Genomic DNA, 1,204 nt, shown 5'->3' with positions numbered 1-1,204 from the left:
ACGCTGGCCTCGCCAGCCGAGGCTGCGCAGCGCGCCAACCCGGTGGTGCCGCTGCTGGAGAACTACGACCTGCCGCCACCGGGCTCACCGGTGGACGTGCTGGTCGATCACCTGAAGTCGCTGGCCGGCAAAGAGCCGGAACGCGTGGCCGAAGTCGTCAAGCAATGGATGCAAAAGCATGCCCAGCCTCAATGAATCCCTGGACGCCCTGGCGTCCGCCCTGCCCGCAGGCATCTCGCTGAGCCCGGTTGAACAGGCCGCCATCGTGATGCTCAGCATCGGCGAGGAGCCCGCAGCCGCGGTGCTGCGCTGCCTCAGCCGCGAAGAGCTGCTGGAGCTCACGCAGGTGATGTCGCGCATGAGCGGCATCAAGGTCGACTCGGTGAAGACCGCGCTGCAGCACTTCTTCGACGACTACCGCGAGCAGAGCGGCCTGCACGGCGCCTCGCGCCAGTACCTCAAGCGTTCGCTGGACCTGGCGCTGGGCAGCGAAATCGCCAGCAGCGTGCTGAACAACATCTACGGCGACGCGATCCGGCCCAAGGTGGCGCGCCTGCAATGGGCCTCGCCGAAGTGGCTGGCCGACCGCATCGTGCGCGAGCACGTGCGCATGCAGGCCGTCTTCCTGAGCTTCCTGCCGGCCGCGCTGGCCGGCAGCGTGATCGAGGCCTTGCCGGTCGAAGGCCGCGACCTGGTGCTGATCAACGTCGCCCGCCTGACCGAGATCGATCCGGAGCTGCTGCGTGAACTCGACGAGCTGGTCGAGCGCTGCCTGCAGTCGCTGGGCTCGCAGAGCGCCACCGTCGAAGGCGTCAAGCAGGCCGCCGAGATCCTCAACCGCCTGCCCGGCGACCGCCAGCAGATGGTGGAACTGCTGCGCGCGCACGACCCGGCGGTGGTCTCGGAGATCGAGGTCAGCATGTACGACTTCTTCATCCTCAGCCGCCAGAGTGAAGCCACGCTGCTGCGCCTGATCGAGGCGGTGCCGATGGACCAGTGGGCGCTTGCGCTCAAGGGCGCCGAGCCGGCCATCCGCGACGCGGTGCTGCAAACCATGCCGCGCCGCCAGGCGCAAGGCTTCGAGGACGCGATGCGCCGCAGCGGCCCGGTGCCGATGAGCCGCGTGCTGCAGGCCCGCGAGCAGATCATGGCCGAGGTCAAGTCGCTGGTGGATGCCGGCGAGATTGAAGTGCAACTGTTCGCC

At 68.4% G+C, this 1,204-nt stretch carries 1 protein-coding gene and 1 pseudogene; both read left to right on the top strand.

Translation table 11 applies throughout. From position 1 onward, the window contains the following. Positions 1 to 195 (top strand): annotated as a pseudogene (locus FKP22_RS31030) (flagellar basal-body MS-ring/collar protein FliF); the annotation flags it as partial. Next, positions 179 to 1,204, top strand: a 1,026-nt coding sequence (locus tag FKP22_RS31025) for a flagellar motor switch protein FliG (protein ID WP_141292015.1), incomplete at its 3' end; no start/stop codon positions are given. The pseudogene FKP22_RS31030 and the gene FKP22_RS31025, both read left to right, overlap by 17 nt.

It is taken from the genome of Ideonella azotifigens (assembly GCF_006519715.1).
Taxonomy (GTDB): Bacteria; Pseudomonadota; Gammaproteobacteria; order Burkholderiales; family Burkholderiaceae_C; genus Ideonella; species Ideonella azotifigens.
Note: the sequence above shows the minus strand (reverse complement) of the source record. Positions and strands in the feature narration are given on the sequence as shown.